25 protein-coding genes and 1 tRNA gene are annotated in these 24,495 nt (G+C 39.0%); 17 read left to right on the forward strand and 9 right to left on the reverse strand.

Features of this window, described 5'->3' with window-relative positions; all coding sequences use genetic code 11:
- Positions 1–2 precede the first annotated feature (2 nt).
- Genes EWU23_RS06460 through EWU23_RS06470 form a run of 3 tightly spaced genes read right to left on the reverse strand, consistent with a single transcriptional unit; the run spans position 3 to position 1,542 of the window.
- The gene (locus EWU23_RS06460; protein ID WP_166230001.1) at positions 3–212 is read right to left on the reverse strand and encodes a CcmD family protein; all 210 of its coding nucleotides are present in this window, start codon (positions 210–212) and stop codon (positions 3–5) included.
- Positions 209–889 (reverse strand): cytochrome c biogenesis protein CcsA, encoded by a 681-nt coding sequence (gene ccsA / locus EWU23_RS06465; RefSeq protein ID WP_166230003.1) that lies wholly within the window; start codon positions 887–889, stop codon positions 209–211. The genes EWU23_RS06460 and ccsA overlap by 4 nt, the downstream gene beginning before the upstream one ends.
- Positions 877–1,542 carry a heme exporter protein CcmB gene (locus EWU23_RS06470; protein ID WP_166230005.1) on the reverse strand — a complete coding sequence of 222 codons (666 nt, stop codon included), beginning with the start codon at positions 1,540–1,542 and terminating at the stop codon, positions 877–879. Before EWU23_RS06470 ends, ccsA begins: the two co-directional genes overlap by 13 nt.
- A 185-nt stretch (positions 1,543–1,727) precedes the next feature.
- Here EWU23_RS06470 and EWU23_RS06475 point away from each other — a divergent pair, with 185 nt between their 5' ends.
- Both EWU23_RS06475 and feoB read left to right on the forward strand, forming a co-directional pair.
- Positions 1,728–1,958 (forward strand): FeoA family protein, encoded by a 231-nt coding sequence (locus EWU23_RS06475; protein WP_109322050.1) that lies wholly within the window; start codon positions 1,728–1,730, stop codon positions 1,956–1,958.
- A gap of 8 nt (positions 1,959–1,966) precedes the next feature.
- Entirely contained in the window at positions 1,967–4,093 is a 2,127-nt protein-coding gene (gene feoB, locus EWU23_RS06480) for a ferrous iron transport protein B (RefSeq protein ID WP_205753102.1), read from the forward strand.
- On the opposite strand, the gene EWU23_RS06485 is transcribed toward feoB, so the two are convergent.
- Both EWU23_RS06485 and EWU23_RS06490 read right to left on the reverse strand, forming a co-directional pair.
- Complete coding sequence (locus EWU23_RS06485; RefSeq protein WP_166230007.1) at positions 4,094–4,543, reverse strand: PaaI family thioesterase; 450 nt, start codon at positions 4,541–4,543, stop codon at positions 4,094–4,096.
- Between the two features lie 30 nt (positions 4,544–4,573).
- Positions 4,574–4,996, reverse strand: coding sequence for a DUF2147 domain-containing protein (locus EWU23_RS06490; protein WP_166230009.1), 423 nt, complete (start codon positions 4,994–4,996; stop codon positions 4,574–4,576).
- 153 nt (positions 4,997–5,149) lie between these two features.
- On the opposite strand from EWU23_RS06490, the gene EWU23_RS06495 reads away from it, so the two are divergent.
- From EWU23_RS06495 to EWU23_RS06505, 3 genes are read left to right on the forward strand one after another with little or no spacing between them, the layout of a single operon-like run.
- Positions 5,150–5,911: a phosphosulfolactate synthase gene (locus EWU23_RS06495; protein ID WP_166230012.1), complete on the forward strand. Its 762-nt coding sequence runs from the start codon at positions 5,150–5,152 to the stop codon at positions 5,909–5,911.
- 50 nt (positions 5,912–5,961) lie between these two features.
- Positions 5,962–6,600 (forward strand): VTT domain-containing protein, encoded by a 639-nt coding sequence (locus tag EWU23_RS06500; RefSeq protein ID WP_166230014.1) that lies wholly within the window; start codon positions 5,962–5,964, stop codon positions 6,598–6,600.
- A 1-nt stretch (position 6,601) separates the two neighbouring features.
- A complete protein-coding gene (locus EWU23_RS06505) occupies positions 6,602–7,360 on the forward strand; it encodes a shikimate dehydrogenase family protein (protein ID WP_166230016.1) in 759 nt (252 codons plus the stop codon).
- Here the strand turns inward: EWU23_RS06505 and EWU23_RS06510 are convergent.
- The gene (locus EWU23_RS06510; RefSeq protein WP_166230018.1) at positions 7,357–7,860 is read right to left on the reverse strand and encodes a phosphoribosyltransferase family protein; all 504 of its coding nucleotides are present in this window, start codon (positions 7,858–7,860) and stop codon (positions 7,357–7,359) included. The genes EWU23_RS06505 and EWU23_RS06510 overlap by 4 nt on opposite strands.
- 96 nt (positions 7,861–7,956) lie before the next feature.
- Between EWU23_RS06510 and EWU23_RS06515 the strand changes: the two genes are divergently transcribed.
- Together EWU23_RS06515 and ruvX are read left to right on the forward strand one after the other, a co-directional pair.
- The gene (locus tag EWU23_RS06515) at positions 7,957–8,502 is read left to right on the forward strand and encodes a YcxB family protein (protein WP_166230020.1); all 546 of its coding nucleotides are present in this window, start codon (positions 7,957–7,959) and stop codon (positions 8,500–8,502) included.
- A gap of 24 nt (positions 8,503–8,526) precedes the next feature.
- Positions 8,527–8,937, forward strand: a complete 411-nt coding sequence (gene ruvX, locus EWU23_RS06520; RefSeq protein WP_166230022.1) for a Holliday junction resolvase RuvX — start codon at positions 8,527–8,529, stop codon at positions 8,935–8,937.
- A gap of 36 nt (positions 8,938–8,973) precedes the next feature.
- Here the strand turns inward: ruvX and EWU23_RS06525 are convergent, their stop codons facing one another.
- Entirely contained in the window at positions 8,974–9,801 is an 828-nt protein-coding gene (locus EWU23_RS06525) for a phytanoyl-CoA dioxygenase family protein (RefSeq protein WP_166230024.1), read from the reverse strand.
- A 233-nt stretch (positions 9,802–10,034) separates the two neighbouring features.
- Here EWU23_RS06525 and EWU23_RS06530 point away from each other — a divergent pair, with 233 nt between their 5' ends.
- The 6 genes from EWU23_RS06530 to EWU23_RS06555 all read left to right on the forward strand — a co-directional run bounded on the left by EWU23_RS06530 (position 10,035) and on the right by EWU23_RS06555 (position 14,837).
- Entirely contained in the window at positions 10,035–10,880 is an 846-nt protein-coding gene (locus EWU23_RS06530; protein WP_166230026.1) for a hypothetical protein, read from the forward strand.
- Positions 10,881–11,013: 133 nt separating this feature from the next.
- A complete protein-coding gene (locus tag EWU23_RS06535; protein WP_166230028.1) occupies positions 11,014–12,435 on the forward strand; it encodes a BatD family protein in 1,422 nt (473 codons plus the stop codon).
- A gap of 6 nt (positions 12,436–12,441) precedes the next feature.
- The gene (gene aroC / locus EWU23_RS06540) at positions 12,442–13,527 is read left to right on the forward strand and encodes a chorismate synthase (protein WP_166230030.1); all 1,086 of its coding nucleotides are present in this window, start codon (positions 12,442–12,444) and stop codon (positions 13,525–13,527) included.
- Positions 13,527–13,967: a nucleoside deaminase gene (locus tag EWU23_RS06545; protein WP_235942166.1), complete on the forward strand. Its 441-nt coding sequence runs from the start codon at positions 13,527–13,529 to the stop codon at positions 13,965–13,967. The genes aroC and EWU23_RS06545 overlap by 1 nt, the downstream gene beginning before the upstream one ends.
- A 91-nt stretch (positions 13,968–14,058) precedes the next feature.
- Entirely contained in the window at positions 14,059–14,670 is a 612-nt protein-coding gene (locus EWU23_RS06550; RefSeq protein WP_166230032.1) for a superoxide dismutase, read from the forward strand.
- A 93-nt stretch (positions 14,671–14,763) separates the two neighbouring features.
- A tRNA-His gene (locus EWU23_RS06555) sits at positions 14,764–14,837 on the forward strand.
- A 1,636-nt stretch (positions 14,838–16,473) separates the two neighbouring features.
- On the opposite strand, the gene EWU23_RS06560 is transcribed toward EWU23_RS06555, so the two are convergent.
- A complete protein-coding gene (locus tag EWU23_RS06560) occupies positions 16,474–17,829 on the reverse strand; it encodes an alpha/beta hydrolase family protein (RefSeq protein ID WP_166230034.1) in 1,356 nt (451 codons plus the stop codon).
- Positions 17,830–17,880: 51 nt separating this feature from the next.
- Between EWU23_RS06560 and EWU23_RS06565 the strand changes: the two genes are divergently transcribed.
- The 3 genes from EWU23_RS06565 to EWU23_RS06575 are packed head-to-tail and all read left to right on the forward strand — an operon-like array spanning position 17,881 to position 20,218.
- Positions 17,881–18,618, forward strand: coding sequence for an NYN domain-containing protein (locus tag EWU23_RS06565; protein WP_166230036.1), 738 nt, complete (start codon positions 17,881–17,883; stop codon positions 18,616–18,618).
- Positions 18,619–18,640: 22 nt separating this feature from the next.
- Positions 18,641–19,273 (forward strand): carotenoid biosynthesis protein, encoded by a 633-nt coding sequence (locus tag EWU23_RS06570; RefSeq protein ID WP_166230038.1) that lies wholly within the window; start codon positions 18,641–18,643, stop codon positions 19,271–19,273.
- Between the two features lie 60 nt (positions 19,274–19,333).
- A complete protein-coding gene (locus EWU23_RS06575) occupies positions 19,334–20,218 on the forward strand; it encodes a MerR family transcriptional regulator (RefSeq protein WP_166230040.1) in 885 nt (294 codons plus the stop codon).
- Here EWU23_RS06575 and EWU23_RS06580 read toward each other — a convergent pair.
- Positions 20,211–21,275 carry a mannose-1-phosphate guanylyltransferase gene (locus EWU23_RS06580; RefSeq protein WP_166230042.1) on the reverse strand — a complete coding sequence of 355 codons (1,065 nt, stop codon included), beginning with the start codon at positions 21,273–21,275 and terminating at the stop codon, positions 20,211–20,213. The two genes, EWU23_RS06575 and EWU23_RS06580, sit on opposite strands and share 8 nt — an antisense overlap.
- A 338-nt stretch (positions 21,276–21,613) precedes the next feature.
- Between EWU23_RS06580 and EWU23_RS06585 the strand changes: the two genes are divergently transcribed.
- On the forward strand, positions 21,614–24,481 hold the full coding sequence (locus EWU23_RS06585) for a TonB-dependent receptor (protein ID WP_166230044.1): 2,868 nt from the start codon (positions 21,614–21,616) through the stop codon (positions 24,479–24,481).
- The last annotated feature ends 14 nt before the right edge of the window (positions 24,482–24,495 follow it).

Here is a 24,495-nt window from a genome sequence, read left to right on the forward strand (position 1 = left end):
TTTTATTTTTTGAGTTCTTTTTCAAGGGCACTGACCTTTTTGTCGAGACTAATCAGGTAAATGAATAATCCAGATAAAATAACGAGCACCACAGCTATAACGACATAGATTTTGCCATCAGCGCGGAACTTGTCCGCCATTTCAATCTCACTTTGAGCTAAACCTAGAAAGCAGGTAAAACTGAATAATAGGGTTAAGATATATTTTTTCATGCTTGTTCTTTTTCTTCTAATAAAACTTCAATTTTTCTGATACGGATGCGTAATTGGGCATACCAAAATCCTAAGGACATCCAACCTAAAATAGCTGGGTAAAATACCATGCGCATGCGGTTGTCTAGATCCATGGAATTGAAACCGGGATTTCCTCCATTGCCAGGATGCAATGAATCTGTCATGCGAGGTAAAATCCAAATAAGTACCATGAATATGATAAATGCAAAAATATTATAAACCGATGATATTCTGGCTTTTTGCTGTTCATCAGGCAGGGAAGAGCGTACCAACCCATAAGCTAAGTAAATGAGCATACCGATGGCTACAGAATTCAATTTGGGGTCGTTGGTCCACCAATCTCCCCAGGTAAATTTAGCCCAAATACTCCCTGTTAATAAGCCTAAAGTCGCAAATACCAGACCTGTAACGACATAGGCATTGGACTTTAAATCATTCACGGGATCAGACTTACGCAAGTATTGAATGGAATGATAAACCGAAACGCCTAATAGGGCAATCATACTGAACCACATAGTCACATGGAAATACAAGTTGCGTACGGTTTCATTCAAAATGGCTTGTCGGGGAACTTGCCCTGCAAAACCCATGTACATGGTGTATACTAGCAAAAGCATACCCGCCCATTTCCAGTAATATTTTTTTAATGTTTCCATATATAAGGGAAAAGTATTCCTGATAAAACAATCACAATAACGTCAAGTGAAGCAAGGACAGCAATTTCATCCCAGTTTTCAGAAAGTGAAATCCCATCTAAAGCACTTTTGGAAAGTTTTAATAAGAATAGTAATAAAGGAATGATGATGGGGAAACTTAATACGGCCATCAAAGTGGACGTATTTTCTGCTTGAGCGGCAATGCCTCCCACTAAAGATAAAGTTGAAGCAAAGCCAATGGACCCTAAAATCAGGGCAATGACATACAGCGACATGTTGCCAACCGGGTTTCCCATCACCCATGAATACATGAAAATTCCAGCCAAGGAAATCCCGATCATGAGTACCGAATTATACAAGATTTTGGAATAAATGACTGACTCGGGTTTGACTAATGTATAGTAAAATATCCCGCGCTGGGATGACTCCTGGGTAAAGCTTTTCCCTATGGCGTTGATGGCTATAAAGAGCAAAATAATCCAGAATAGCACATTCCAGGTGATTGGGCTGATGGATTCTTGCTTGGCTTTAAAAGATAAATAACAGACAAAAATGGTAGAAGCCAAGTAAAGCAACAAACCATGAACGGCATATTTTTGACGCCATTCTAGCTGTAGCTCTTTTTGAAACAAAACCTTAATCTCCTGAAGCATTATCAATGTTAAATTAGTAAAGGACCTGCAATTTACGACAGAAAGTTGGCTTTGATGAATATTCCTAAGAGTATTTTGGGGATTTAAAATCAAATTATTCAAAACTAAGAATTATCATTTTTTAGCTCGGAAATACTTAGTACATTTGTGCCTAATTTTGAATTATTCTAAATAAGAATGGAGGGTTGAATATGCTAACACTGGCGGATTTACGGATAGGGGAACATGGTGAAATAACAGGGTTTACGGATGAAATACTCTCATTAAAACTTTTAGAAATGGGCTGTTTGCCCGGTACCGAAGTGATATTAACCCATCATGCTCCTTTTGGCGATCCCATTGCTTTAAAAGTTTCTGGTTATACCTTAACCATGCGAAGAGAGGAAGCGGCTACCATTCAAATCAAACGAAAATAAATTAAACATTGGCTAACGTAACCAGAATAGCGCTTATTGGTAATCCAAATGCTGGGAAATCCTCTTTGTTCAATACATTGACAGGAATGAACCAAAAAACAGGAAACTTTCCGGGGGTAACCATGGATAAGTTGACAGGTATTTGGGAATTAGAACCAGGCAGAAATATTGAAATTCTGGATTTACCGGGCATCTATAGTATATATCCCAAATCCATAGATGAAGAGTTAGTCATTAATATTTTGGGCAATCCGAAACATCCGGATTATCCTGATATGGCCATTGTGGTGGCGGATGCATCCAATTTAAAGCGTAATTTATTGTTGTTTTCTCAAGTCCGAGACTTAGGTATTCCTACAGTTTTGGCTTTGAATATGATTGATGTAGCTGAAAACCAAGGATTTGTGATTAATTCTTTGAAATTAGCGCGTGAGCTCAATGTGGAGGTTGCTGAAATCAATGCCAAAAAGGGAATTGGGGTAGGAGGATTGAAGTTAGCTGTTATCAAGACCTTGAAACACCGTTATGCTTCCAATGATGCCTTGCCTTTGGCCGTTGCAGATGAGTTGATTGAAGATGTGCAAAAGCAATTTGGTGAAGCAGATCCGTATCGTTCTTTATTGTGGTTGATGGAACATGATCGCATGAAAATGTTTAATCAGGAGCAGCGAGAATCATTCGACCATTTGATGGAGAAACACCATTTTGAGTCGAAGAAATATAAATCTTCTGAAACGGTAAAACGCTATGAGCAGATATCAGAAGTGGTTGAACGTTGTGTGATCAATTTGAATCGTCAATGGGATGCCGAGCCAGTTAAAACGTGGACAGATCGACTAGATAAAGTGTTTATTCATTCCTTTTGGGGCTATGTGATTTTCTTGGCTATTTTATTTGTCATGTTCCAAGCCGTATTTACTTGGGCAACCTATCCCATGGATCTAATTGATGGAGGAGTGGCTCAATTAAATGATTGGTTGAAAGGTATTTTGCCTGATTCACCTTTGACAGGTATGTTGACCGACGGTCTGATAGCGGGTGTCGGAGGGGTATTGATATTTGTGCCTCAAATTGCCTTTTTGTTCTTCTTTATTTCCATGTTGGAAGAAACAGGATATATGTCGCGTGTGATGTTCATCATGGACAAAATGATGCGTCGATTTGGATTAAATGGGAAATCAGTGGTGCCTTTGATTTCGGGAATAGCCTGTGCTGTGCCTGCCATCATGAGTACGCGCTCCATTGGTTCCTGGAAAGATCGTTTGATCACCATCTTGGTGACACCTTTAATGTCCTGCTCCGCTCGTTTACCTATTTATACGGTTTTAATAGCCTTAGTCGTTCCTGAAAAAAACACCCTATTTGGAGTATTTAACTTACAAGGAGTGGCCCTTTTTGGATTGTACCTGTTAGGATTTTTTATGGCATTGTTCTCTGCCTGGGTATTGAAAAAAATATTGAGAGCTAAAGAAAGAAGCTATTTCATCATGGAATTGCCGACCTACAAAGGTCCTCGTTTTAAACATGTAGCCATATCCATATACAATTCTGTTCGTGCTTTTATTTTTGAAGCAGGTAAAATCATTGTTGCCATTTCCATCGTTCTTTGGGTTTTTGCTAGTTATGGGCCAGGAGATAGTATGGCCAAGATTGAGGAGCAGGTTCGATTGAAAAATCCGAGTTTAACCGGCGTAGATTTAAGCAATAAGATTGCTTCTGAAAAATTAGAAAATTCCTATGCCGGGCATTTTGGCAAATTGATTGAACCTGCTATCAAGCCTTTGGGATATGATTGGAAAATTGGCATTGCGTTAATTACCTCCTTTGCCGCTCGTGAGGTTTTTGTGGGGACTATGTCAACCATTTATAGCCTGGGGGGCGAAGTGGATAATGAAAATGCCACCATCAAAAATCGTATGCGTGCAGAAATTAATCCCGATACGGGAAAACCCATGTACGATGCAGCCTTAGGATTTTCTTTATTGATCTTTTATGCCTTTGCCATGCAATGCATGAGTACTCTGGCGACTACTTATCGGGAGACAAAATCTTGGAAATATCCTTTGATTCAATTTGGTTATATGACCACCTTGGCCTATTTGGCCGCATTCTTGGTCTACCAAATATTGTCGTAATTACATTTTAAATGGGATGGATGTGGCGGCTAGGTTACTAGAACCTTTAGCTAATAATTTGCCCTCAGCATTGTACATTTTAGCTTCCACGTTGGCTACTTTTTTTCCTACACGAAAGACCTCAGAAACAACCGTGATTTTTTCCCCTGCTTTGGCACCGTATAGAAAATCGATGCTTAAGTTGATGGTGACATACAAATGCTCAATGTCACAAGTGATTAAAGTGGTCCCCATCATTTCATCCAAGAGCATGGATATCACACCTCCGTGCAAAACTCCCGCATGATTACATTGATCTTCTCTTACTTCAAATTCTGCTGTCATGGACCCCGCAGAAACAGATTTCAATATGCCATCTAAATAACGCGTAATAGGATTTGGGTTTTCATGGGCCATTTTCTTGCCAATGTATTGAGACAAAAATGCGATGGCTTTATCGTTTGCTTTCATGTTGATGTATGTGTAGGCGGTGGTAAATTATTATTGTGGACGAGTCCAAGTGCTGGTTCTTCCAAACATGGCAACTCCGACAAATCCCCTAATATCGAGTGTTTTATTATTATCTTTTACTTTTAAAATGCAGTCGTAGGTCTTTCCCGAATGCGGGTCATAAATGCTTCCTTTTTCCCAAGCTGAACCAGTAAAGGTGAAATCCTTTAAAATGACAGCTCCGAGTAAATCCCGACTTCTCAGGACCTCATTTGGATTTTTCACATCTTTTTTGCCTGGGGTTTTACTCCAGGAAATTTTCCCATAATATTTGTCCCCTTGTTTATATACGGTGATTTTACCGTCTTTTTGTTGGGATATCCAATCTCCTAAAATAACATCGCTTGGGGGTTCAGCCATGCTCATGGAGGCAAAAAGGCAACTAAACAGTAAAACTAAAAAAGAGTTTTTCATGACCATTTTTTTGCAAATATACAAAAGGATATCTTCTTTTGAGCTTTCATAAGAATTGGATTATAGGAGGTTTGGCTCAATCAGATGTAATGCTTATTTTTGTAGGATAACTTGAAAACTACATTCAACAAATAACCTAATGCTTGTTTCTATATGAACTATAATTTATCCCAAATACCTGAAAGATTTGAAAAGCCACGTCAGAAGGGCTTGACCATGGTCATGGACAAAGGACTTAGCCTTCGACAAGTTGATGATTTTTTAGAGGTCGCGGGAGAGTATACTGATTTAGTGAAATTGGGTTGGGCTACTTCCTATGTAACCCCCAATCTAAAGGAAAAATTAGCTATTTATAAGTCGGCAGGTATTCCTGTCTATTTTGGTGGAACCTTGTTTGAGGCCTTTTATATCCGTGGTCAAGTAGATGAGTACCGTCGTGTTTTAGATCAATATGGCATGGAATATGCTGAGATTTCCGATGGATCCGTAGAAATGAACTCCGATGTAAAATGTGAATATATCCGTCAGCTATCCCAGCAAGTAACCGTTCTTTCCGAAGTAGGGTCTAAAGATGAAGCAAAAATTATTCCTCCTTATAAGTGGATTAAGTTGATGCGCATGGAGTTGGAAGCAGGGGCATGGAAAGTGATTGGGGAAGCTAGAGAAGGAGGTAATGTGGGCCTTTTCCGGTCATCTGGAGAAGTTCGCCAAGGTTTAGTGGAGGAGATTTTAACCGAAATTTCAGAAGAAAATATCATTTGGGAAGCACCACAAAAATCACAACAAGTATGGTTTGTGAAATTGGTTGGTGCCAATGTCAACGTAGGAAATATTGCTCCTAATGAAGTGATTTCATTAGAAACAATCCGACTAGGCCTACGAGGAGATACCTTTGATCATTTCTTAACCCAATAAGTTAAGCCCCGAATTTTCGGGGTTTTTTATGTTATCTAATTGAAGCAAACATGATACAACAAGCCTTAGATCTATTAAAAGATCCATTGCATTTTTTAACGGAGTTTATTGCAGCGCATGGTTCGTTGACCTATGCCTTATTATTTGCCATTGTATTTATGGAAACAGGCTTGGTTGTGACTCCTTTGTTACCAGGTGATTCCCTGTTGTTTTCTGTCGGTTTAATTGCCTCAGCCAGTGGTCAATTATCCATTGCCATCGTTATTCCTATGCTGATTTTTGCTGCTTTAAGTGGAGATCAAGTGAATTATTTTATGGGAAAATATTTCAGTGCCTATGTTCGCTCCAAAGATAAAATCTTGTTTTTAAAACGCTCGCATTTCGAGGAAACAGAGAAGTTTTATGAAAAATATGGGGTGAAGACGGTGATAATAGCACGTTTCGTACCCATTGTACGTACGGTAGCCCCATTTGTCGCTGGCGCTGGTCGGATGTCTTATTCGGTTTACCTGTTGTTTGGCTTCTTGGGAGCTTGCCTTTGGGTGACGAGCATTACTTTGGCTGGGTACTTTCTGGGAGATAATGAATGGGTTAAATCGAACTTTGAAAAAGTCGTTTTAGGCATTGTTGGTATTTCGGTATTGCCCATCATCATTGGAATCATGAAACAAAAATTCACTGCTAAGTAAGATGGCCATCTCGCATGTATACGGTTTGTTAGGTTATCCCTTGGGTCATTCTTTTTCTAAAAAATATTTTACTGAGAAGTTTGAAACATGGGGTTTATCAGAGACTCATCGCTATGAGCAATTTGAAATTCCACAAATCCACGATTTTTTGACCTTAAAATCAGAGCACAGGGCTCTATTGAAAGGATTAAATGTGACTATTCCCTATAAACAGCAAATTATGCCTTTGTTGGATGAAATAGATCCAGCCGCAGCCAAGATAGGAGCTGTCAATACCATTAAAATCTACCCTGATGGTAAAACCAAAGGATTTAATACAGATTATTGGGGCTTTCGCCAGACCGTAGAATCCTGGGATGCCTTTCCTCTTTTTAAATCGAAGAAGGCAGTCGTTTTAGGTCAAGGAGGAGCTGCCAAAGCCATCATTGCGGCTTTAGAAGATCTGGGAATGGACGTGTGGAAGGTGTCGAGAACACCCGCTGAAGGACAGATCTCATATGAAGATTTAGCCGCCGCAATGGATGAAGTGGGATTGATTGTCAATGCGACTCCGCTAGGGATGTATCCTAAAATAGATAGCTTTCCACCGATTGATTACAGCTTATTGAATAATCAACATTATTTATACGATATCGTGTATAACCCTTTGAGAACGGCTTTTTTAGAGAAGGGAATTGCTCAAGGAGTTGGTGGAGTTTATGAAGGACTAGACATGTTGCATGGTCAGGCCGACAAAGCTTGGGAAATCTGGAATGCTTAACGAAGGTAAACCCCTAGTCGATCTTTATCAGATAAAATGACCTCTACATGCTCAGATAGGGTGGTTGACATTTGGTAGCCAATATAATCTGCCGAAATAGGAAATTTTCGGTAATTACGGTCTACGACTACCGCCACTTGAATCTTTTTAACATGCATGCTAAGGAATGGTGCTAGGCTATAGGAGAAAGTCCTGCCCGTATTTAAAACATCATCCACCACAATGATTACCTTATCTTCAAAAATACTTTTGTCGCATTCAAATTGAACAGGACTTTCATAGGGAACGTCTTTATTCAGTTGAATGGCTACGGCTTGGGCTTTGATGGAGGAAATTTCTAAGATGTTTTGACACAGCAGTTGAGCAAGAGAAAAGCCTTCACCCACTATTCCAGCGATGATGATTTCTTTTTCTTCAAAATTGTTTTCAAAAATTTGAAAGGCAATCCGACGAATTTTTTGAAGTAAAGCTGGACCGTCAAGTATTTGTTTGGAATTCATGCTAATGGGATTCATTCAAAATAGCCTCTGAAATTACCAAAAAGTATTCAAATTTTGTACCTTTGCGACTTATTTAGCGATTAAAATAATAGATATATGGCCAAAATGTATGGGGCTCAGCAGCGAGTTCAGCAAGCACCCAGTAACCCTTTAGCAATTAAGACGAAGAAATTTTCTCTTGAAAAGAATAAATACATCGGCTTGTGTATGCGTCAACTCTTCTCTAATCAGTGGAAATGGTCTTTTTTGCCATTAGCCTTGATTGTTGGAAACGTGGCATTAAACCTTACATCGGTATATAAAAACTACTGGATTTATATTTTCATTGTGGTGGGTGTTATTGGCTATGTCTTGTTTTGGTTAATTCAATTTACAGGAATTACTCAATTGGCTCAGTATAAACAATTGTTTGATAAGTATCGTTATGAGATTGATAGCCGTCAGATATTTATGAAAATCTCGGATAAAGAAGGAGGAATGATTAAATGGGATATGATTACTAGCGCTTATAAAGATAAAGATGCGTATGTGTTTACAATGGGTAAATATCAATTCATTCATCTTCCATTCAACGTGTTGACGAGCGATAACGATCGTAAATTATTGGATAAGATTTTACGCGACAAAGGTTTATTGTCATAACAAGATTCTTTGGAATCATCCATCATGGGAAGAATACTGGCGATTGACTATGGCTTAAAGCGTACGGGAATTGCCGTGACCGATCCATTGCAAATCATTGCGAATGGGTTAGAGACTGTTCCGTCTCACCAGTTGTTGAATTTTTTGGCAGATTATATGGCTAAGGAAGGAGTGGATGAAATGGTTATAGGTATGCCCAAGAATTTGGACAATACCGATACTGATTCTACCCAAGCCGTTAGGAACATAGTTAAGCAAATTCAAAAGAAATTTCCTGCGATCCCCTTGAGATTGCACGATGAACGATTTACCTCTCAAATGGCCATGAAGGCCATGATTGCCGGAGGGATGTCCAAGAAAGACCGAAGGGTGAAAGCCACTGTGGATCGGGTTTCGGCAACGATCATTTTACAATCTTATATGGAATCTAAATAGCATAAAAAAGCCCTCGAAGATTCGAGGGCTTTTTGTTTATTTCTGAACTACTTTCGCAAAGCGATGGTAGAAAGGTGTTTTACTATTTTCCGATTTTGGTTTGAATTTACCTGTGATAATTGGTACATACATGACACGTCTGCGGGATTTTTCTCCAAAATTAGGAGAGACCTCCACTCGGTGCCATAAACGGCCATCATGAATGGTTAGGTCACCACGCTCAATTTCAAAAGCCACTTCACGTGGATCTGGACGGTGGTCAATGAATTGTTTCTTACCAAACAATAATTTAAGGACACTTTGGTTTTGAGTTCCCGGAATCACACGTAAACCTCCATTAGCAGATGGACAATTATCTAAATGGATACCTACGTTTAACATCGGTAAAATCTTTTGACCTAAAAATAAATCTCTAGGGCTATCCGTATGCCAGCCCATTTGAGTGAATTTAGAATTGGGTTGATTCACATAGTGATTAAATACTAAACCATCTTTTTCATCTTCACTGATACGCCCATCATAAGGAGCCAAAAAGTCCGTCAATAATTGGAAACGAGGGTCTTTTAAGAATTCACCTAAAACAGGGCTGTATTTATTGGTAAAACACATGCGTTGAATCATGTCATTACCTTGTGGGTCTTTACCAAACTTTAATGGAATTCCATTGATTTTTTCAACCTTATCGTTTAACCATTTATTCTCTATTTGAGCTAATTCCTGGATAAATAATTGGGTTGTTTCATCGGTAATGAAACCCTTAAACTGAATAACTCCATATTTGGTAAAGTAGTCTTTCTGCTCTTGGGTTATGTCACTACCTAAAGTAAATGTTTTGTATTCAAACTTTGGTGATGATTTTTTCATATTCTATGGCCAATTTTTGCGCGTTTTGTTTCTCGCTTAGTATTGGTACTCTAATTATAAATTTGAACTCGCAAGTTACGTCAATGTTACTAAAATTTGATTATTAAAACCTAATTTTATGATGAAAATCATGATATTTTAAGCGTACTTTGTAGAAAAAATAGCAGCTTTGTATTCTTTTTTACGCTTAAGAAAAATGCACTTCATTTTATTGTTATTTAATATTTTTGTTCATGCCTAAGTACATCCTACTCTTTCTCTTTTTTATCCCATTTATTGCTGCATCCCAACCCGATCATTTACGCCGTAAAGGAACTTTCTTTGTTTTTTGGGGCTATAATAGATCAGCATACCCCACTTCTGACATTCGTTTTCAAGGTCCGGGATATGACTTCACATTAGCTGCAGTGCAAGCAAGTGATGCGCCAACTCCTTTTGATGGTTTTCAAACGTACTTTAACCCCTCCTTATTTTCCATCCCCCAGTTCAATTTACATGGAGGCTACTTTATCAATGATAGCTGGTCAATAAGCTTAGGATGGGATCACATGAAATACGTGATGAACCCTGATCAGGCTTCTCACATTACAGGTCATATTGACGCCCAAGTGTCTAGCCCGCAAATCCCTGTAAATCCTGCCTATGTGGGAAATTATACCAATAGCCCTTTCGTGATCCAATCAAAGGACTTTTTGCAATATGAACATACCGACGGCTATAATTACGCGGCTGTGGAAGTAGAAAATTATCATCCCATTTGGAAAAAAGAGAAATCGAATTTCCAGTTAGACTGGGTCAATGGATTGGGTATAGGAGTGGTAGTGCCTCGCTCAGATGTTCGTTTATTTACCGTGGGAACCAATAATTTTTGGAACTTGGCGGGAGCAGGAGCATCAGCCAAATCTGGATTGCGCTTGAATTTAACGAAGCTCTTATTTTTTGAAGCCATGTTCAAAGGGGGCTATACTAATTTGTGGGAAGTTCATACTACAGGAAGGTCTGTGGATCATGCTTCTCAGAGCATTTGGTTTGGAGAAGTTTATGGAGCCTTAGGGTTTTCTATAGGTAAAGCAAAATAAGGCTGTATTTTGTCTTAATGACTAGATTTTTGCTGTTTAAAACTTGTCTGATTCAGGGGATGCTTATCCGTTGCGTTTCAATTTTTTTAGGAACTAGTCTGCAGAGCTTGGGACAATTGCTTAAATTGCCAGAATGAATTTACGAAATGCCTTTTGGGGCTTATTTCTTTATTTTTTTGTCGGTTTTCATGCTTTGACAGCTCAGAGCAAAATGGATTTTTCCATTCAGATTGGTGCTAAAAGTATCAATCAGGATGAAACTTTTGTCATTTCCATTACGGTACCTGCCAACGGGACCAGCTCGGAATCCATTTCGTATAAATTTCCTGAATTAGCCAATTTCCAAAAATTGGGGATCAGTCGAGGAAAGTCTTCCAATTATCAGAATGGGCAAATAGAACAAAGGGTTATTTATTCTCAACATTATCAAGCTTTAGGGGTAGGCCAATTTTACATTCCATCGGAGGAGGTAATGGTCAATCAACAATATCAAAAGTTTGAACCGTTTTATATTTCAGTTAGTCCGAGTAATGGCTCATCTACAGAAAATAACTCCGATGAAGTCTCCATAGCCGACGAAGTTTTGGCTAAAGCGAACCAGCCCTTTTTATTGGTAGCAAGTAATCATGTTCGTCCATTTGTGGGACAAGGATTTACCTTAAAGTTCTCCTTGTTTGTACCTGAAAATAATACTCAAGAACTGGAATTTGATCGAAATGATATTCAATTGCCTAAGCTAATCCAACAATTGAGGCCGAGGAATTGCTGGGAAGAGAGTTTTGGTTTGCAGGTTGAAAAAGTTTCTAAAGTAGAAATCAATCAAAAAAAATATACCGAGTATCGTTTTTTTCAAGCCACTTATTTTGCTTTGAATAATCGATCTATTCAAATCCCATCACTCAGTTTGCAGATTTTGAAGAAGGAAAAGGTTGCTGGTGATGTAAAATCAATCCCCATCGTATTTAAATCGCCAGCTTTGTTGATCCAGCCTAGGCCCTTACCCAATCATCCATTAGCTACTAAAGTACCCGTAGGGATATATGAATTGAAAGAATCCATTTCTAAAAATCTGGCAAAAACGGGAGAGCAATTATTGTATACTTCCAGTATCATAGGTGACGGGAATGGTATTTTATGGGATTCCAAAGGATTGGAATCGGATTATTTTATCGATTTTAATCGACTATCTACTCAAAGTTCCGTGTATCCATCCATGGATAAAATGTTGGGGAATAAAACAGAAATTATACAGATTATTCCTAAACAACCGGGTAAATTTGCATTAAAGCAGTATTTTTACTGGATTTATTTTAACACACGTACGGAAAAGTTTGATACGTTGCGATCAAAGATCGATGTTGAGATTCAAGGTCAGCCATCTGATTCACGCGTGAATACGGGTCGAGAAATGGATGGTTTATACCGAGGTATAGAGAACTTAAACTCAGATGCGGTAGTGTGGAATAGGTGGGTAAATTGGAGACAATTAGCCAATTTGACCATTTTTTCAATTTTTGTAGTCTTGGTTTTCCTGGTTTGGAAAACAAAAAAATAAAGCGATATGGGGAGTATTTACGGGAAAATATTTCAGATTAGTACTTTTGGGGAATCACACGGAGCGGCAGTCGGTGTCGTGGTTCAAGGTTGTCCTGCTGGAATTTCATTTGATTTAGCTTTCATACAGGCTGAATTGGATAGAAGAAAGCCTGGGCAATCCAGAATTACCACTCAAAGAAAAGAGGCGGATAGCATTGAAGTGGTTTCTGGGGTATTTGAAGGTAAGACTACGGGTACGCCCATCGCCATGTTAGTTTGGAATGGCGACCAGCGTTCCAAAGATTATTCACACATTGCGGATCAGTTTAGACCTTCCCATGCTGACTATACCTATTTTGCCAAATATGGTTTAAGGGATTATCGCGGAGGTGGACGTAGTTCTGCCAGAGAAACAGTGGCACGTGTGGCTGCTGGGGCCTTGGCAAAATTGGTTCTATCACAATTAGGGGTAAAAATTACGGCTTATGTTTCTCAAGTAGGAACCTTAAAACTAAGTACACCGGTGGAACAATTGGATTTGAGTGTTACAGAAACTAATGCTGTTCGTTGCCCAGATCCTGTTATGGCTGACCAAATGTTTCATTACATTGATGAGATACGTAAACAGGGAGACTCGGTTGGCGGTGTCGTTTCAGCGTACATCACGGGCTGTCCGGTGGGTTTAGGCGAACCCGTATTTGATAAATTACATGCTGAATTAGGTAAAGCGATGTTGAGTATCAATGCCGTAAAAGGTTTTGAATATGGAAGTGGTTTTGATGGCGTAGAAAAGAAAGGTTCGGAACACAATGATGTTATCGTGAAAGAAGCAGATGGAAGGGTGCGCACCTTAACGAATCATTCTGGAGGAATTCAGGGAGGTATTTCCAATGGAGAACCTATTTATTTCCGAGTTGGATTTAAGCCTGTAGCCACCATTATGCAAGACCAAGATAGTATCAATGAGAAGGGCGACAAGATTACCGTTTCCGGGAAAGGTCGCCATGATCCTTGTGTGGTTCCTAGAGCAGTACCCATAGTTGAAGCCATGGCTGCTATCGTGATTTTGGATTTTTACTTGAGAAATCGAGTGATTCAAATGCCCTCCTAATGATGAGTCAGGAAGATGAATATTATATGGGCTTGGCGCTCATGCAAGCTCAAAAAGCGCTGGATGAGGAAGAGATTCCAGTAGGTGCTGTAGTGGTATGCCAAGGAAGAATTGTGGCCAAGGCGTATAATCAAACGGAAGTATTAACGGATGTGACGGCCCATGCCGAAATGATTGCGATAACCTCAGCCGCACAAACGATTGGTGCAAAATATTTGAAAGATTGCACCATGTATGTGACTTTAGAGCCTTGTTTGATGTGTGCTGGTGCGCTGTATTGGTCGCAACTTGGAAGACTGGTCTATGGAGCAAAAGAAGAAAAGCGAGGTTTTGAACGAGTAGGGCAGTCTGTTTTGCACCCTAAAACAGAAATACGAGGAGGAGTTAGAGCCGAGGAATCGGAATCCTTGTTGAAAGAGTTTTTTTCTATGCGCAGGTGAACCGAAACCGAGGTTTACTTGTTAAGGACCTACGCATCTTTAGTGAAGAATATATTTAAGATAAAATTTACATACTATTAAAACCTATATTATGGCTTTTGAACTAGCACCCCTACCTTATGCAAACAATGCTTTAGAACCGCATTTTGATGCATTAACCATGGAAATTCACCATGACCGTCACCACAATGCTTATGTGACCAATTTGAATGCAGCCCTTGCTGGCAGTCCGTCTGAAGGGAAATCTTTGGAAGAATTATTCAGTCATATTTCTAGCTTAAGCCCAGCTATTCGTAATAATGGCGGTGGACATTATAACCACGATTTGTTCTGGAATATTTTATCACCTAACGGTGGTGGAGCTCCAGTAGGTACTTTAGCAAAAGCGATTGAGACTAAATTCGGCTCATTTGATGCTTTTAAAGAAGAATTTAAAAAAGCTGGTATTACGCGTTTTGGCTCAGGTTGGGCTTGGTTAGTAGCTCAAAAAGATGGATCTATTGCAGTTTCTTCTACTCCTAATCAAGATAATCCATTAATGGACGTTGCTGATGTCAAAGGTTTTCCTGTGATTGGTTTAGACGTGTGGGAACATGCTTACTATTTGAAATTTCAAAATAAGCGCCCAGATTACGTGGATGCATTTTGGAATGTAATCGATTGGAATGCAGCTGAAAAAAGATATTTAGCGGCACAGAAATAAAAAAAAGGGGATAAAATTTCGGTTTTATCCCCTTTTTTTTTCGATTCAGATTTGCGATGTACCTTGATTTGTGTATTTTTGCAATCCTAAATGGCGGTTGTAGCTCACTCGGTTAGAGCACTGGTTTGTGGTACCAGGGGTAGTGGGTTCGAATCCCATCATCCGCCCAAAAAGTCTCAGTATTCTTACTGGGACTTTTTTTGTTTATAGCCCTTTCCTATCCATAATTTATAATTCATCATTTATAATTTACAATTTTCTTATGGCTTCAATCTTTGACGCCATTACACATGGCCTATGCTCAGGGTCAAATATCCGCCTGCCGTTTCGCTCAAGCTCCGTTCCAATCTTTCGTTGGGATTAACCTAGAAATGTAGAATGTCGAATTTTCTTAAGAAAGAGAACCCCGTCGTCCAGCTCCAGCGAAAGGTGATGAGCGCAGCGGTAGACGGGGTTTTGACCTCAGCATAGGCGATGTGCGTCGGCGTCAAAAATATAGGCGATAGCGGAGAGAATTACGGTTCCGCAAAGCGGAATTCGCCTTTGCTGGACGACAAAAAAAGAAGTTTTTTTGTTTCTTTTTTTTCAAAAAAGAAAATCCTAGTGAAATGATGAAACAATAAAGGTTTGGCTTATTTTGTTTCCTTTTATCAATAACATTGTTGGAATAATACTTTTCATGGTATTTCTTTTTTTATAAAAAAGAAACAAAAAAAACAGAAGAAATACGGTTAATCCAAGACGAATTCCGCTTTGCGGAACCGATTGTCACTTTGCTTACGGCTTTAATCTTTGACGCCATCACACATGGCCTATGCTCAGGGTCAAATATCCGCCTGCCGCTTCGCTCAAGCTCCGTTCCAATCTTTCGTGGGATTAACCTAGAAATGAAGAATGTCGAATCTTCTTAAGAAAGAGAACCCCGTCGTCCAGCTCCAGCGAAATGTGATGAACGCAGCGGTAGACGAGGTTTTGACCTCAGCATGGGTCGATGTGCGTTGGCGTCAAAAATATAGGCGATAGCGGAGAGAATCACGGTTCCGCGAAGCGGAATTCGCCTTTGCTGGACGACAAAAAAAGAAGTTTTTTTGTTTCTTTTTTTTCAAAAAAAGAAAATCCTAGTGAAATGATGAAACAATAAAGGTTTGGCTTATTTTGTTTCCTTTTATCAGTAACATTGTTGGAATAGTACTTTTCATGGTATTTCTTTTTTTATAAAAAAAGAAACAAAAAAAACGGAAGGAATACGGTTAATCCAAGACGAATTCCGCTTTGCGGAACCGATTGTCACTTCGCTTACGGCTTTAATCTTTGACGCCATCACACATGGCCTATGCTCAGGGTCAAATATCCGCCTGCCGCTTCGCTCAAGCTTCGTTCCAATCTTTCGTGGGATTAACCTAGAAATGAAGAATGTCGAATTTTCTTAAGAAAGAAAATCCTAGTGAAATGATGAAACAATAAAGGTTTGGCTTATTTTGTTTCCTTTTATCAGTAACATTGTTGGAATAATACTTTTCATGGTATTTCTTTTTTTATAAAAAAGAAACAAAAAAAACGGAAGGAGTACGGTTAATCCAAGACGAATTCCGCTCTGCGGAACCGATTGTCACTCCGCTTACGGCTTTAATCTTTGACGCTTATGCTCATGGCCTATGCTCAGGGTCAAAATATCCGCCTGCCGCTTCGCTCAAGCTCCGTTCCAATCTTTCGTTGGGATTAACCTAGAAATGAAGAATGTAGAAATGGACAAATTAGTTAACCCCATTCAGGCATTCACAATTTGCAATTCATCATTTACCATTATTTAAGGTATCTCGAAGCAAACTCTAAGAAGTTCGGCCAATTTGGGCCCGTCACATGGCCCTTGTCATGCATTCGGAATGCGATATTGCCTTGAGTTTTAGCTTCATTGATGAGTGGCGCACTGTCTGAAACCAAGCCTTTTTTGCCGAGTAATTCATACACAGAACTGGCTTCTTTGCCTGCTACATACATACCATAAGGATCAGCCCAACTGTCGCCATTTCCTCCCACACCAATATACATGGGTCTTGGTGCGCAGAGGGCAATTAATTCATGAGCATCAATGGGTAAGTCGTTCCATTGCAATGGCCCCGCATATTTTAGAAAATTTCCAGCCATCCAATGGTATTCATTTTTAGCAGCCACGTTCTCAATTAATTCCCCATAATTTCTTCGGTATAATTTCAGTCCGCCCGCTCCAGAGGAACAGATATAGCCAATCGCAAAGCGTGTATCAAATGCCATGGCCACGGCAGCCGCTTTTCCGTAGCGTGAATGTCCTGTAATTCCTACTTGTGTATATTTGATTTGTGGCAATGTTTCCAAATAGTCCAATACCTTACTAGCTCCCCAAGCCCAAGCTCTTAAAGAACCCCAGTCGTCCGCTTTTCTGTATTCTCCCCGATTCATCAATCCAATGATTCCTGATTTCAAACCAGCCCCATGATCAGCTTGGACGCTCGTTGGGTTTAATTGAATAAAGGCCCAGCCTTTGGCTATCACTTGTTCTGTCCAGAGTATTTCATTAGCTGGTGCAGGAGGTCGATTCATTCCTGGAGGAAAAAACCATGCCAATTCCATCATAGCGGGCATGGCCTTTTTGATGTCTTTTCTAAATCCAATGGTCACTTCCATTTGGACGGATACGGAAGGGAATCGTTTATTGTCGACAGTCCCAATCAATTTTTGGACTTCAACCGGAAAACCGGCCATGGTTTTATTTTCTGTTGAGATAATTTTCCAGGAAATAGGCGGAATATTATCGGGGATACGGCCATAAATTTCCCTTTCAAAATCCTCTACAACCTCCGGTTTACGGTGGTAGTTCCAGCTTCTTTTGGAATCCACCATACGGCCATTTTTTAACTGTAGTACCGCCGGTATAGTAGGGAAAATGGTGGCTTTTGATTCATCATAATTAGCGGCATTAGGTGCTTTGGGGTTACTTCCATTGACACCCGGTCGGATGCTTTGGATGTTTAGTTGCTGCAACATTTGCTCGTAATCAGCCTGAGTTTTTCTATTTCGATCGGCTAACATACTATCTTGTTCAGCCGTTCTAGCCACTTGAGCCCAACTGCTCCAGGAAAGTAGCAGAGAAAAAAGGAGGGAAAAGGATAAATTGCGTTTCATCGTTATATGATTCATTCAACGATATTAATCAATTATTTCCTTTATTTATCCATGAAGCAGGATAGGCTAGAAAAAGTAAATGCCCCACCTGAGTGGGGCATCATTCCAAAGATGCTATCTTTGGAGAAGTTCTTGTACAAAGATACAATTCATTGGAGAAATAAGTTCATGAAGGATAAAAAATATCGGGTTAAGGCTTACATCGATGGTTCCAATTTATATTTTGGGATGATAGATGCAGGTTTTAGAAATTGTAAATGGTTGAATGTGGATAAGCTTATTCGCAGTTTTTTACGCTCTAATCAAGAACTAGTTGAGATTAAATACTTTACAAGTCGGATTACCCATAATCCTCCGAAGCAAAAACGTCAAACTACGTATTTGGAAGCATTAGAATCCACAGGAGTCAATTTGATTTATGGGTCATATCAAGCCAAATTCACGGATTGTAGAAAGTGCGGAAATAGCTGGATTATCCCTAATGAAAAAATGACGGATGTCAATTTGGCTACTCATTTGCTGATGGATGCTTTTCAGGATCAATACGATATAGCCATTGTGGTTTCAGGAGATAGCGATTTTGTCCCTTGTATACAACGTGTGAATGAACATTTTTTGGATAAGTCGGTCGTGGTATTTTTCCCTCCATTAAGGAGGAATGAATCTATTGTGGCTGTGGCGAGAGCATTTCAAATGATAGGAAGAAAGAAATTAGTAGAAAATCAATTTCCTTTGCATGTGCACAAGGAAGATGGTTATGTATTAGAAAGGCCAGATGAATGGGTTTAGTTTTTAACTTGGAATAGTAAATATGTCAGGAGTATATTTAAAAAGATTTCTCATTGTTTTATACGCAGTTGGTTTAGTTGGCATGAACTTGCCTGCCACTCAGGAATTATTTGTTTCTCTGGTTCCTTTGACGTTGTGGTTTACCGGTTTTATCTGTTTGTTTTATTTCCCTAAGCCAAGTATGTCCGCCTACTTAACCTTAGGCGGAATCGTCGTAGCAGCATGGTTTTTAGAAGTGGTGGGTGTCAGAACAGGAAAGATTTTTGGGGTATATCATTATGGAGAAACCTTGGGCTTTAAGGTTTTAGACGTCCCTATCACCATTGGGATTAATTGGCTTATCTTATTATTGGGTTCCAGTGCCGTGGTAGAAGAATGGAATGTGGGAGGGAAGATAGGAAGAGCGGCTTTAGGAGCGGGATTGATGACTTCTTTGGATTTATTGATTGAACCTGTGGCTATTCATTTTGATTTTTGGCAATGGTCAGGTGGACAAGTGCCTATCCAAAACTTTGGGGCCTGGTGGCTCGTGAGTTTCTTTTTTCATTGGGTATTCCAATCGGGAGAGTTTACTAGCAAATCCTCTTTATTTCGGTGGGTACTTCTTTTACAATTCATGTTTTTCTTGGGTCATTGGATTTTTTTACAAGCTTAATTCCAAGCATGAAAACAATTGGGAGTCTTATCAGGTTAGCCCTAAAATAGATATTACTTTATGAGTGTTTATTCAATTAAAGATTTAGAACATCTTAGTGGCATAAAAGCTCATACCTTACGTATTTGGGAGCAAAGATATGGTATACTAAACCCTGAAAGGACAGATACCAATATCCGGACGTATGGTGATAAGGAATTGAAGTTGGTCTTAAATATTGCCATTTTACAAAGTAGAGGAGATTTTAAGATTTCTGAAATTGCAAAAATGAGCGATAGTGAGCGGTCAGCTAATTTACTTCGTTTATCCGAGGGAACCCTGCATTTTCCTGACCAGATTCAAGCCTTAACGATTTCTATGTTGGAATTAAATGAGGCGATGTTTCAGCAATTGACAAAAAATATTGTACAAAAACATGGATTTGAAGATTATTTGATTCAAATCATTCATCCATTCATGTTGCGCTTGGGAACCTTGTGGTTATCAGGCTCGGTAGGTCCTGCTCAAGAACATTTTATCAGCCATTTGATCCGTCAAAAGGTAATAGCAGCTATAGATCAGCAAGATTTAAGTCATAAGCCCAATGCCAAGAAGTTCCTGTTGTATTTACCAGAAGGAGAGTTACATGAAATAGGATTGCTTTTTGCGAATTATTTATTGCGTTCGAGGAAACATCAAGTCATCTATTTAGGACAATCATTGCCTTTTGAAGAATTAGTTCGTGCATATGAGATTCATCAACCAGATTATGTTTTAAGTGTCTTTACCTCTCAACCTAATCCCGATGAAATATCGGATTATTTAGAACAGTTAATAGAAAGAATTCCGAATGCGAAATTTTTATTAACGGGATACCAATTATTGGCTTTAGGCCATGAGATACCTAAAAAGATTCAAGTCTTACGAAATTTTCAGGATTTGATTGAGTTAGCGAATACTAACTAAATTTGGGATCTAAGGAGGTCGCTTCTTCCACAAATTTCTTTACCTCTTGTTCTTGGTCTTTTGGACAAATCATCAGGGCATTGCCATGTTCAGCTACAATAAAGCCTTTCAAACCTTGGATGACTACTAATTTTTCTGATGGTGTTTTGATGATGCAATTTTGCGTTTCATAGGTGATGACATTGCCTTCAATGACGTTATTATTCACATCTTTTTCATTGATTTCATACAAAGACTGCCAAGTGCCTAAATCTGACCAACCGATATCAGAAAGAATGACTTTGACTTCTTGAGCTTTTTCCATGATACCTACATCCATGGAGATGTTTTTGCAAACTCCGTAGACTTTTTTGATGAAGGAATCTTCTTCTTTCGTATAATAATGGGGTAATCCTTCTTCAAATTGCTCTGCCATTCGGGATTGATGCTTTTCTAATTCTTTTTTGAAAGTAGGAAGTTTGAAGACAAAAATGCCAGCATTCCAAACATAATCACCGCTTTCTAAAAATGCTTGAGCTAATTCTAGATTCGGTTTTTCGGTAAAGGTTTTTACTTTTTGGGCTTTGTTTTCACTAGGAACATATTGAATGTAACCATAGCCGGTATCAGGTCGAGTAGGTATAATCCCCAAAGTCACAAAAACATCATCTTCGGCAACGGCTAAAGCTGTACGAATATTCTCCTGAAAAACGTGTTCTTTTAAAATGACATGATCCGCCGGAGCCACGATGAACTTCGCTTTTTTATTCTTTTTAGAGATTTTATAGGTGGCATAAGCAATACAAGGGGCCGTGTTTTTACGTTGTGGCTCCTTCAAAATTTGCTCCTTACTTAAAAAAGGCAATTGCTCCTCGACTAATCCAGCAAACTCATCGCTGGTCACCACGTAAATATTTTCTGGGGGAATGATACCTTGAAAACGTTCGGCTGTTTGTTGAAGCATGGTCTTGCCAACACCTAAAACATCGTGAAATTGCTTTGGATTTGCACTTCTGCTAATTGGCCAAAAGCGAGTGCCTATTCCGCCAGCCATGATGATGAGGTAATTGTCTTTCATACGTTATAATACGTTCAATTCATTTGAACGGATGCTTCTCCGAATTCACATCTTTCATTGACCTGAAAATTCGATGCAGCATCATGCTCATTCCTTTAAGAAATCAAGAACTTTACCCTGTTATCTTGGAATTTCAATTCAAAGCTAACAAGAATTTCATTGGATTTAAAGTTCTTTTGAATTGGCCTAAATCAAGGAATATTACTTAAACGTTAATATTTAAGTATTTATTGAAAAACTAGTAATTTTTTAATAAAATGAGTGCGCAATTCTATTTTCTTCCTTAGATTTGTTTGTGGTCTAGTGCCATATTTAAATTGTTATCTAAATTTATCAACATGAAAAGACTATCACCCAAATTCCTACCCGCTATTTTAGTTATGTTTCTGATGAGTTTTTCTGTGCTTGCTCAAACGAAAGTGGGAGGTCAAGTTTCAGATGCCGCTTCCAAAGAGGCTTTAATTGGTGTGAGTATCGCTGTTAAAGGAAAAGTCATTGGAACGATTACAGATGCTAAAGGAAATTTCTCATTGAGCACTTCGACCCCCGTGCCATTTACAATTATGGTTTCTATGGTAGGTTATGAAAGACAAGAAATTGGTATTACAGGAAATAAAACAGATTTAAAAATAAATTTAAAAGAGCAATCTGTATTAGGTCAGGACGTGGTTGTTTCTGCTAGTAGAGTGGAAGAAAGTGTCATGAAATCTCCAGTGTCGGTAGAGAAAATGGACATAAGAAGTATCAGAGAAACGCCTTCTGCTTCTTTTTACGATGCCCTTCGTAATTTGAAAGGAGTGGAAATGGTGACTCAATCGGTTTCATTCTCTTCCATTAATATGAGAGGATTTGGTAGTAATGGTAACGTACGTGTGGTTCAAATGATCGACGGTATGGATAACCAGGCTCCAGGATTGAACTTCTCTGTGGGTAATATTGTCGGAATTTCAGAATTGGATTTAGAAAATGTGGAAGTTTTACCAGGGGCATCTTCTGCTTTATACGGTCCTAACGCCATGAATGGTATCGTGTTAATGAACTCGAAGAGTCCATTTTTGTATCAAGGATTAAGTGCGCAAATCAAAGGAGGATTTATGGATGCACCGAATCGTACGGTTCAAAATACTCCATACAGTGATATTTCTATCCGTTATGCGAAAGCATTCAATAATAAGGTAGCTTTCAAATTGAATTTTAATACTTTAAGTGCAGAAGATTGGCAAGCATCAGATTACCGTGATCAAAGTTTATTGAATGGTGCTACTTTAGGTTTAGGTGGACGTTCTACCAACTTAGCTTATAATGGAGTAAATATTTATGGTGATGAGACTAATGTAAACATGTTGAGTTCTTTGACACCTTTATTGAAAGATCCTACCAACCCATTGACAGCAGGTATCAATCAGATTTCCAAAGCAACTGGAGGTTTATTAACTCCAGCGGCCATTTTGGGATACATTGTTCCTAATGTGAACATTTCACGTGAAGGTTATGCTGAGCGTGATTTGGCTTCCTATGCGAATCGTAACATGAAATTTAATGCTGCTTTACATTATCGTTTTAATGATAAAGTGGAGTTGATTTTACAAGGTTCATATGGTCAAGGTACCACGGTATACACAGGAGCAGATCGTTACTCGATCAAAAACTTTAGCATGGGTCAATACAAAGCAGAATTAAAAGGATCTAATTTCTTCTTACGTGCTTATACCACCCAAGAAAATTCAGGAGATGCTTATGCTACAGGTACTTTAGGCCAAATAGTGAATGAGGCTGCTAAACCAAGTACGGCTTGGTATCCACAGTATTTCGGTGTATTTGCAACACAAGCATTGACGAATTTTGGTACCGTATTGGGAACAACTTTAGCTCAAACAGGAAACCCTACTTTAGCGGTGGGAAATGCTATAGCTACCACACAAGCGGCATTCAATACCTATCATAGCAATGCACGCGCTACGGCTGATGTGGGTCGTTTGATCCCTGGAACAGCGGCGTTTACTGCAGCAACAGAAGCTATTAAAGGTAAACCACTTCCCCAAGGTGCTCGTTTCTTAGATAAATCAGCTTTGTATCATTATGAAGGAATGTACAACTTCAGTGAGATGTTGAATGATAAATTTGAAATGTTGGTAGGAGCAAACTATCGAGTATATGCCTTAAATTCAGAGGGCACCTTATTTGCTCGTCAGGATAATGGACAAGAGTTTTCCATCAATGAATACGGTGGATATTTACAGTTAGCGAAGAAATTGTTCCAAGACAAGTTTAAGTTGACCGGTTCCATGCGTTATGATAAAAATGAAAACTTTGAAGGTCAGTATAGCCCAAGATTATCAGGGGTATATACCGTTGGCCAATCGAATTTCAGAGCCTCATATCAAACAGGTTTCCGTATTCCAACCACGCAGGATCAATACATTGATTTAAATACTCCTTCTGCTAGATTATTGGGAGGATTACCTGTGGTACAAGATCGTTATAAATTATCAGGCAACTCGTATACCTTACAATCGGTATTAGCAGGAAAGCCAGAAGTGTATACAGCTAAAGCATGGAAGCCAGAGCAGGTTCGTACTTTCGAAGTAGGATACAAAGGGAATTTAGGAAGCAATTTATTAGCTGATTTCTATTACTACCAAAGTACCTTTACCAATTTTTCAGCAGGTCAAGTGGTGTTGCAACCTTCCACAACCATCGTGGGTTCGTATAATTACTTTTCTTTCCCTTCCAACGTAGACAATCAAGTAAAAACAAGCGGCTGGGGTTTGAGTTTAGATTATAGATTGGCTTCTAACTGGACTTTAGGAGGAAATGTTTCCTATAATACAGTAAATGATAATGGTGGATTGAGTAATTATCAATTGGCCTATAACACACCAGCTTATCGTACCAACATCTCCTTAGCTAATCGTAATATTGGTGGTTCAGGATGGGGCTTCAGCACTGTTTGGAGATATCAAGATGAGTATGTTTGGCAGTCTAGTTTTGTTAATCAGTTAGTTAACCAAACTCAACAGAGTGTTATTCCTTCATTCAGCACCTTAGATGCACAGATTAGCAAGAAGTTAGCAAGTATTAAATCCATCGTAAAAGTAGGGGCTTCTAATTTATTAGGAACAGCTTATACCACAGGATGGGGTAATCCTACAGTAGGTAGTATCTATTATGTTAGCATTACATTTGATGAGTTATTGAATAAATAATCCTTCAAATTTTT

It is taken from the genome of Aquirufa beregesia (assembly GCF_011090385.1).
Classification (GTDB): domain Bacteria; phylum Bacteroidota; class Bacteroidia; order Cytophagales; family Spirosomataceae; genus Aquirufa; species Aquirufa beregesia.